The sequence below is a fragment of the Butyrivibrio sp. VCD2006 genome (assembly GCF_000423925.1).
GTDB lineage: Bacteria > Bacillota > Clostridia > Lachnospirales > Lachnospiraceae > Butyrivibrio.
Genome location: NZ_AUIX01000061.1, coordinates 1 through 9,067 on the forward strand (window position 1 = coordinate 1; position 9,067 = coordinate 9,067).

The window sequence follows — 9,067 nt, forward strand, 5'->3', positions numbered from 1 at the left end:
GATTCTATCCAAGCAGTCAGACTTGTGGATGCTGCGGATATAAGAATCTTAATATTAAAAATCTCAGCATTAGAGAATGGGAATGTCCTGTCTGTGGTACATACCATGATCGTGATGGTAATGCCGCTAAAAACATACTAAAAATGGGTCTGTCACTTCGCGTGACGGCTTAACGAATAACAAGGTAGGCATGGGCTATGCCGAACCAAACGCTTGTGGACATCGTTGGGAAAACTGCTCTCTACGGAGAGTGTGACAATAACCGTGGTGGTTGAAGCAAGAATCCCATCAAGCTTTAGCTTGTGGGAGTGTCAACTGATGAAACCAAGATGGTACTTGAAACTCCGATGATACCCAAGGAGGAATACCTTCGAAAAAATAATGGTTAGACTTAAGGTTTAATGGAAAAAGAGGTCGTATTCGTATATAATAAAATAACATATGCAATCAGGTATAAATACTGCATGTCAAAACATTATGACATCGGAACATTTGGGGCGAATCGGTAATGAAGAAAAAATTGGGTTTTGTTGGAATCATATCTTCGATGCTGGGACTCTGTTTTATACTATTTCTTGTTGAGAGCGGAGCTGATGAGGCATCGATCACATCCTTCCAGGATGCATTGTGGTACATGATCGTCACGCTGACCACCGTAGGATATGGTGATGTTTATCCTGTTACTTTGTTTGGAAAAGTGCTGGGAGTTCTGTTTGTATTAGGCAGCATGGGCTTGTTGGGCTTTATAATAGCCAGCCTTGCAAGGTTCTTCAATTCAGATATGTTACCGCTGTTTTATCTGACCATGAACAGCAGTGAAAAATGGTACGTTTTTTCCGAGTATAACGAGCATACGGAAATGCTAATAAGAGATCTTAAGAAGTCCGAAAACGGCCTGTTCATCTGCCTTAGAAACAAATGCGACAGGGTCGATAACGGAGTTCTTATCCTTAACCGGAGCTTTGATAAGGTGATAGAGAAAAAGGCAGATAAGAGCGGACTTTATCTGATATTTGCCCGGGATACCGAGAATGATCATGAGAACTATCAGGAGTACAGAAATACCTGTAAATCCTATCTAAACGGCGCAGAATTGCCGTTTTCCTGCTATTGCATGACAGATTATGTTCCTGAATTTATTCCCGCTAATTTGTTTTTATTCAATAGATACGAGATTACTGCAAGGCTGTATTGGAATGATAAGCCGCTTGATACCAAAGAGGATGAGAGTGTCATCATAATCGGAATGGGACACCACGGCAGATACCTCCTGGAGCAGGCACTGACGAGAAATGTTGTGAGAATTGGACAGAGCGTTCAGTATCACGTATTTGGAGATAGTGAGGAGTTTTGCAGTGAGCATTACTGCCTTGGAGATTATTTCTCAATAAATGAAAAGGACGAAGCGCGAGATTCCGTATTTTTCCATGATTCTAATTGGCACAGCGAACATGAAATTATCGAGAATGCCAGCAGAATAATACTCTGCGACGATGATGAAGAGAAAAACCTTCAGTATCTCAGCGACATAAGGAAGTATTATGTTGTAAAGGGCCAGATACACATTCTGTTTGGTTGCAATATCGATGAAAAGGATGTGTATTCATTTGGCTTAGACGATGATATATACACCGCAGATATGGTACTTAAGGAAAAACTGAATGCCTCCGCTATGGAGATGCATAGAAATTATGCTAAGAACAACGTGGGAGCGCCCTTATGGAATGAACTTTCGGAGTTCAAACGCCAGTCAAATCTGGCTGTGGCAGACCACGTAGGTATAAAGCTAAGACTTCTTGGGGCTGATGATTTTTCAGAAGCATATGCTAAATACGAAAAGCTGACGAAGGAAGAAAAAAGTGAGCTCTGGAAGCTGGAACACGAGAGATGGTGCAGATTCCACATTGTAAATAACTGGCGTTATGCAAAGACCAGAAATGACTCACAGCGTGAACACAACCTATTGCTGCCTTTCGAGGACCTACCTGCTGATGAGAAGGTCAAGGACAGCTATGCCTGGGAGTCCCTTAAAACCTACATGGAATAGAGAGACGGGGTTAGAGGACCAATAATGGCCTTCTAACCCCGTCCCCTGGTATTATCCAAAACTATTAATATGCAAGCCACAAAAAATCGTGCGCGGGAACGGTTACGTTTTTCGCATCAAATCTTCTTCTGGTGAGAAGGTTCTTATAGTTGCCTTCCTCGTTGATGTAGGCCACTGCGTCATAGTCTCCAAAGTTGAAGAGGGCTATCATCTTTTCACCATCGTAATATCTGCCAATTCCAAGAATATTATCATTGTGAGTTTCCACGATCCATGCGTCGGCAGCCGAGTCAAAGACCTTGTGCTGTTTTCGGATTTTTACAAGCTTTGTTATCGCTGAAAAAAGCTGCCACTGACGTGTTCCCCGTTTCTTTCGGCATTTCGCGCTATCCCAGTCAAAATCGCCGCGGTGAAGGTATCTGCTGTCATCACATTTAACCGGATCATTGTGATAGCCATAGTCATTAAGCTGTCCGATCTCATCGCCGCTATACAGTACCGGAATGCCGCTCTGTGTCAGCAAAAATGCATGCAGCATAATATCCAGACGGATAGACCATGAAAGCTTGTCGCTGTTTTGCTCATATTCCGCAGCCTCAATTCCGCACAGGGAAGCCGTGGTTCCGCAGAGCCTTGCATCGCCCAGGGCGGGATCATCGTTGTAAAGCTCACCCCTTGATGAGGACTCATATAGAGCTCCCCTTAGATAATCATTGAGGTATTTTTTGTGACTAACCTGCTGCACGCCATATTGCTTCAGATAGTCATAGTCAAGGCCCCAGCCGATATCATCGTGACATCTGAGGTAATTGAGGAAGATGTACTCCTTAGGAAGTGAGAACAAAATTCCCATTTGATGCTTAAGGAGCCTGACATCCTTGGTAGCCACAGTGTGCCAAGTGCTGGCCATGGTTGTGACATTATAAAGCATCTGACATTCAGGCTTCTCCAGGGTTCCGAAATACGGCACAACCTTGGAGGGCTCCATTACAACTTCGCCCAGGAAAAGTGTTCCAGGACATACAATCTTGGATGCGATATGCATCATCCTAACCAGAGTATGCACCTGTGGAAGATTACGGCAGCTGGTGCCGACCGTTTTCCATATATAGGGAACCGCATCCAGCCTTATGATTCCCACGCCCTGATTACAGAGGTAGAGCATATTGGCGGTCATGTCATTAAACACTGTAGGATTTCTGTAATTAAGATCCCACTGATATGGATAAAAAGTCGTCATTACGACCTTATTTGCTGCCGTACACCAAATGAAGTTTCCGGGTGCGGTCTGAGGGAAAACCTGAGGAACAGTTTCCTCGTAATCATTAGGCTCATTCCAGTCATCATAAAAGAAATATCTGTCCTGGAACTCTTTTTCCCCGGCCCTGGCACGTCTGGCCCACTCGTGATCCTCACTTGTGTGATTCATAACAAAATCGAGGCAGATACTGATCCCTCTCTTTCTGCATTCTGAAGAGAGCGCCACAAGATCCTCCATGGTTCCAAGCTCCGGCTGGACCTTCCTGAAGTCAGAGACTGCATATCCGCCGTCACTTCTGTCCTTGGGACTTTCAAGCAGCGGCATAAGGTGCAGATAGTTGACTCCGCACTCCTCGATATAATCGAGATGCTCCGAGACGCCCTTTAACGTGCCGCCAAAGCAGTTTGTATACATGAGCATTCCAAGCATATTGCTGCCCTTGTACCATCTGGGATCGGCTTCTTTTTCAGCATCCCATTTCTTAAGTTCAGAGCTTCTTTGCTGGAAAAAATCATAGAGCATCGAAATAAAATACTCATACGCATGCTCATCATCGTAAAGCTCATTATATAGCCATTTAAGCTCATCTCCGTATTTAAGGAGTCGTTTTTCAAATAAAGGATCTCTTTTTTTCACGTATGTGCCTCCGAAAAAATAATGTGAAAGTCAAAACAGTAATAACCACTAATCATAAAATCATGGCTGACTTACAGTCCTAATATATTATATATTAGTCGGCCATAAAAGTTAAATTTTGTAGGGATATTTGATTATTATTGAAATTTCTTTGCTATATTTAAAAAAGTGGTATGATTAGAAAAACTAAAGGGGGGATCATATGATTACAGTTAATCTGTACTATACAGGAATAAATGGTAACGCCCGTGCGTTTGCAAAAGAGATGGAAGAGAGTGGAACTGCGGATAAAATCCGTGCGGAAAAAGGGAATGTCCGCTATGAGTATTTTCTGCCGATGACAGATCCGGAAACCGTCCTTCTGGTCGATTCATGGGAGAGCCAGGAGGCGATAGACGCACACCATGCTTCACCAATGATGCAGACGATTGCTGAGCTTCGCGATAAGTATGACCTTCACATGAAGGTGGAAAGATTTGTTTCGGAAGATCTGCCTTCAGGTGATGAGGGATTTATAAGAAAATAACAGAGGCCAAAAAAGGGAAATAGATTATAATAGTATGAAAAAAAGGGAGGTTTTGGTATGAAGATTGAGCTTGGAATGAAGGTAAGAATTAAGGAAACCTGCGAGGTTAATGCGGGCTATACAGGAGTAGTTGAAAGTATTCTGCATAACAGCGAGGAAAAAAATATTGGTGTTGATATAGACGGAGATCACGAAAATCCCACACCATACTACTACAGCGCTGATGATCTTGAAGTTATTGGTGGCTGAAGCTACGTGACTTTTCATGGGGGGGGAGATAAAAAGTTTCTGCTCTGAATTGCGACATTAGCGAATTAACGGGGTTCTTTTTATCATAATGGATATATATTACGGCAGGGAGTTTCCTTATACTATAAACATCAGATGAACTGATGCGTAATTAAAAACAAATTGTTTTCAGGCGAAAGCCTAAATGAGGAGGACACTGTTATGTATAAGAATTCAAGACTTTTTGCAGTACTTAGCTATATCACATGGATCGGTTTTGTTGTATCGTTCCTGATGCGTGATAGAAATGATACACTTGTTAGGAGACATCTTAATCAGGCACTTATCATCAATCTTATTGGAACGGTTGGAACAATCATTGCAAGAGCCGGAGGAATCCTTGCAACTGCTGGAAGCATCCTTGGAATTGCATGTTTTGTACTATCCATCATGGGAATCGTAAGGGCGCTCAGAATGAGCGAAGAGCCTCTTCCTTATATCGGAGAGTATACATTATTCAATTGATTGATGACTTTTTGAGCGATGTGTTAAATCACATCGCTCTTTTTTTGCGTATATAGTTCAATGTATCAGCGATAACACGTATAATGATTTAGGAGAACGAATAAAATTCTTGGACGCATTTTTTGGAGGGGGGAAGCAATGAACAGATCGGAATTGTTTGCAAGTATACTTTTGGAGAAGAATGATGAAAAGCTGCATAAGCTTATAGAAGAGATGTCGGAACGCGATGCAAAATACATGCTTCTTACTCTCACAAGGACTGTTCAGAAGCATGCACCGGCAGGAATGCTTGAGACGCTTTCATTTTAAATATAGACCACACAAGAAAGGTACTATTGCAGATGAAAAAATGGTGGATTGTTTTAGGAGTTATGCTCCTTTTCATAGTTGCAGCATGCGGGGAAAAGGGACAGGTCATGGACGGCGATGGAATGTTTCAAACATTTCAGTACACGCAGATATCCCAGGATGAGGCAAAGGAGATGATGGAAAGGGACGACGGACATGTTATTGTCGATGTTCGCCGTGAGGATGAGTATGCACAGGGACATATTCCGGGTGCAATCCTAATCCCTAACGAAAGTATAGATGTGGAGCCGCCTAAGGAGCTTCCTGATTTTGATCAGATAATCCTTGTATATTGCCGCAGCGGAAGACGTAGCAAGGAGGCAGCTCAGAAACTTGCTGATATGGGATACTCAAATGTTTACGAGTTCGGAGGCATTATCGATTGGACGGGAGACATCGAAGAAGGAGAGCCTCTGGCGAGTACTGATGACGCCTCGCAGAATGTAGAAGCGAGTACTGATGACGCCTCGCAGAATATGGAGGCGCTTCCGGTAACAAAAGATACAGATATCAACAATGATGTAGCAGAAAATGGAGGAGATGACATGGGAGAAGCAGCTAAAATTTTGTATCAGGGACATGCAAGCATGAGGATTACCACTTCTGAAGGAAAGGTAATCTACGTGGATCCGTTTGCAGGGGAAGGCTATGACATGCCTGCAGATCTGATCCTTATGACACACGGACACTATGATCACATACAGACGGATTTGATAACTACAAAGAATCCGGACTGTGAGACTATCACCTGGACAGAAGCATTGAAAGATGGACAGCATCAGAGCTTTGACCTGGGATATGTAAAGGTTGAGGCAGTGGAGGCAGGCTACAACAAGAATCATTATGAGAAGGAATGTGTGGGATATATTCTTACTTTTTCTAACGGTGTGACATTGTATCTTTCCGGAGACACCTCCACAACTCCTCAGATGAAGGAGCTTTCAGACAGACAGCTGGACTATGCATTCTTTTGCTGCGACGGAGTCTACAACATGGACGTTCAGGAAGCAATAGAGTGCGCTAAAACTGTCGGCGCAAAGCACAGCATACCTTATCATATGATTCCTACTGATAAGACCAACTGCTTTGATGCGGAGGTAGCTGAAAGCTTTGATGTTCCCGGAAGACTGATTATAAGACCGGGTGAAGAACTGGTGCTTGAATGATAAAGAAAAGTGGGTAAACTTGCAGGTTTTTGGTGTTTACATTTACAATCTGATAATGCGAAATAAAAAGAATAGAATGGAACTTCGGGAAAACATCCGGGATAGCGTTGACTGAAGATATAAAAAGATATAAAATCCTCTTGTAGATATAAAAAGATATAAAAGATAGTTTAAAGATATAAAGAGGTATAAAATGAGCAATCCGTTTACGTTATCTTTTGGAAAGAAACCATCTGAATTCATCTCAAGAATCACACAGACCAATCAGATATTAGAAGATTTTAACAGCGATGATCCCTCAAGCCAGACCTATATGATCACGGGAGTAAGAGGATCCGGGAAAACAGTTTTGATGACAACCATAGCATCCACGCTTACACAGGATAAGAAGTGGATTTCCGTGGAATTAAACCCGGAACGGGATATGCTAAGCAAACTTGCTGCCGCTTTATATTCGATGCCTGAATTGCATGCTCTTTTCATAAAGGCGAAGCTGGACTTCTCGGCATTGGGACTTGGTGTTACTCTGGAAAATGCAGCCCCTGTCACAGATATAGAGGTTGCTATAGATAAAATGCTTGAGCATGTCAAGAAGGCTGGGAAAAAGCTACTCATCACTATTGATGAGGTTACAAAAAGCGAGAATATACGCGTGTTTGCTGCGGCCTTTCAGATTTTCCTTAGAAAAGAGTACCCGGTTTATTTGGTCATGACCGGTCTTTATGAAAATATCTATAATTTACAGAACGAAAAATCTCTCACCTTTTTATATAGGGCTCCTAAGATTGTCTTGGAACCTCTGAATTATACAGCGATGATAGCGAAGTACCAGCAGGTTTTTTCCTGTGATTATGAGAAGGCAGAGGAAATGGCGAAGCTGACCAAGGGATATTCCTATGCGTTCCAGCTTTTGGGATATCTCATGTGGAATAACAAAGATAAGAGTCTTGAGGATATTTATCCCGAATATGATCAGTATCTCGAGGAGTATGTTTACAACAAAATTTGGAGTGAGCTCTCAGAGACAGATAAACAGGTTCTGATAGAAATGGCATCCCATCATAACACAAATGTGACCTCCATAAGGGAAGCGTTAGGAATGTCTACATCAAAATTCTCTGTATATAGGGACAGATTGAAGCGCAAGGGTCTGGTCAATGCCAGTCAGTATGGCTCATTATTCCTGATTCTTCCAAGGTTTGAAGAGTTTGTAATGCTTCATGCTGATATAATTTAATGAAAAGTGTCTATCAAGGAGAAATCCACGAGATATTTGTTAATTCGTCATTCTTTGATACCTTGTCCATGTTTTTCCCTGATCCTTATCATAAGAAGCAGCACTATTACTACCATGCACATGACCTGATTTGTACTGATAATTTTATTTTCATGTGACGCTCTTAAAAAGTCCAGTAATATTTTTATTAAGCTGTATATGATAGCAGCTTTTATCGGATCAAAACGATTCCTTAAATACATAAAAACCGACATGGCAAATATCAGAAGGAATATCGATGCTTCCAGGATCTGTATAGGAAAAAAGTCACCTTCCGCTGTGTGAACATGGCATATTCCGTTGTATGAAATCCCTCCGCAGCACCCGGCAAAGGAGCAGCCAATTTTACCAAGGCCATACATAAGAGGAAGTACCAGAGTATAGGCATTCCAGAAAGCATCCTTATACTGCGGAGTAATAAATGAAAAGATGAGTGCTCCAAGAAGCATTCCAAACGCTCCGCCGGTACTGTTAAGCCCATAACCTTTGGCACCTGATAACAGATACGTAACCATAAGTGCCAGATATACACTGAGCATAAGCTCAAGCGAAAGCGACATTATGATTATCCTGGTTGGGATTTTTCGATTTTTTAGTATATATGAAGATACCAGAATGCCTAAGATAAATGAGGCGAGAATCATTATTCTATACATAGTCCCCCAAACTCCTATATCGGATCATTTGTATTATTTATCTTTAAGACAATCCTGAACCAATGTCATTAACTTTAGAATGAATTAACCAACGCCAAAGATATGTTCGGTTAACTTTAGCATGACACATCATCAATAAGTTCCGAAAGCCAAGCTATTGCACTACCCTCAGCATAATTTATCGCTATAGAAATATTATTATACTGCACATTGACAATTGACAAGCATGACAAAAAGACGAAATCACCTAATGTTAATAGAGAGGTGTCTTCATCAGTATAAATGTTGTATGATTGTATATGGAAATGGTGGAACTCTATTGTTTAATTACGATAGCAGAAACTTATCGGAAGCTTAAACCTGTGCTGGCGGGCAAAGGTTCTTCCAGGCCTGATTGG

General features: G+C 41.8%; 10 protein-coding genes. 8 read left to right on the top strand and 2 right to left on the bottom strand.

The features are described from left to right. Together G586_RS25790 and G586_RS25205 are read left to right on the top strand one after the other, a co-directional pair. Positions 1 to 173: zinc ribbon domain-containing protein (locus G586_RS25790; protein ID WP_155834245.1), on the top strand; the 173-nt coding region annotated here is incomplete at its 5' end. Positions 174 to 508: 335 nt separating this feature from the next. Continuing rightward, positions 509 to 2,047, top strand: a complete 1,539-nt coding sequence (locus G586_RS25205; RefSeq protein WP_026528623.1) for an ion channel — start codon at positions 509 to 511, stop codon at positions 2,045 to 2,047. A gap of 64 nt (positions 2,048 to 2,111) precedes the next feature. Here G586_RS25205 and G586_RS0116725 read toward each other — a convergent pair whose 3' ends face one another. Continuing rightward, positions 2,112 to 3,944 (bottom strand): amylosucrase, encoded by a 1,833-nt coding sequence (locus G586_RS0116725; RefSeq protein WP_026528624.1) that lies wholly within the window; start codon positions 3,942 to 3,944, stop codon positions 2,112 to 2,114. A 202-nt stretch (positions 3,945 to 4,146) separates the two neighbouring features. Between G586_RS0116725 and G586_RS0116730 the strand changes: the two genes are divergently transcribed. The 6 genes from G586_RS0116730 to G586_RS0116755 all read left to right on the top strand — a co-directional run bounded on the left by G586_RS0116730 (position 4,147) and on the right by G586_RS0116755 (position 7,974). Continuing rightward, a complete protein-coding gene (locus G586_RS0116730; RefSeq protein WP_026528625.1) occupies positions 4,147 to 4,470 on the top strand; it encodes a putative quinol monooxygenase in 324 nt (107 codons plus the stop codon). A gap of 57 nt (positions 4,471 to 4,527) precedes the next feature. After that, complete coding sequence (locus G586_RS0116735; RefSeq protein WP_026528626.1) at positions 4,528 to 4,719, top strand: hypothetical protein; 192 nt, start codon at positions 4,528 to 4,530, stop codon at positions 4,717 to 4,719. A gap of 201 nt (positions 4,720 to 4,920) precedes the next feature. Next, on the top strand, positions 4,921 to 5,223 hold the full coding sequence (locus G586_RS0116740; protein ID WP_026528627.1) for a hypothetical protein: 303 nt from the start codon (positions 4,921 to 4,923) through the stop codon (positions 5,221 to 5,223). A gap of 138 nt (positions 5,224 to 5,361) precedes the next feature. Next, entirely contained in the window at positions 5,362 to 5,532 is a 171-nt protein-coding gene (locus G586_RS26360; RefSeq protein WP_155834247.1) for a hypothetical protein, read from the top strand. A gap of 32 nt (positions 5,533 to 5,564) precedes the next feature. Next, the gene (locus G586_RS27100; protein WP_242832045.1) at positions 5,565 to 6,737 is read left to right on the top strand and encodes a rhodanese-like domain-containing protein; all 1,173 of its coding nucleotides are present in this window, start codon (positions 5,565 to 5,567) and stop codon (positions 6,735 to 6,737) included. A gap of 193 nt (positions 6,738 to 6,930) precedes the next feature. Further along, a complete protein-coding gene (locus G586_RS0116755; RefSeq protein ID WP_026528629.1) occupies positions 6,931 to 7,974 on the top strand; it encodes an ATP-binding protein in 1,044 nt (347 codons plus the stop codon). 47 nt (positions 7,975 to 8,021) lie between these two features. Here the strand turns inward: G586_RS0116755 and G586_RS0116760 are convergent, their stop codons facing one another. After that, the gene (locus G586_RS0116760; RefSeq protein WP_196811630.1) at positions 8,022 to 8,669 is read right to left on the bottom strand and encodes a prolipoprotein diacylglyceryl transferase family protein; all 648 of its coding nucleotides are present in this window, start codon (positions 8,667 to 8,669) and stop codon (positions 8,022 to 8,024) included. Positions 8,670 to 9,067: the final 398 nt, after the last annotated feature.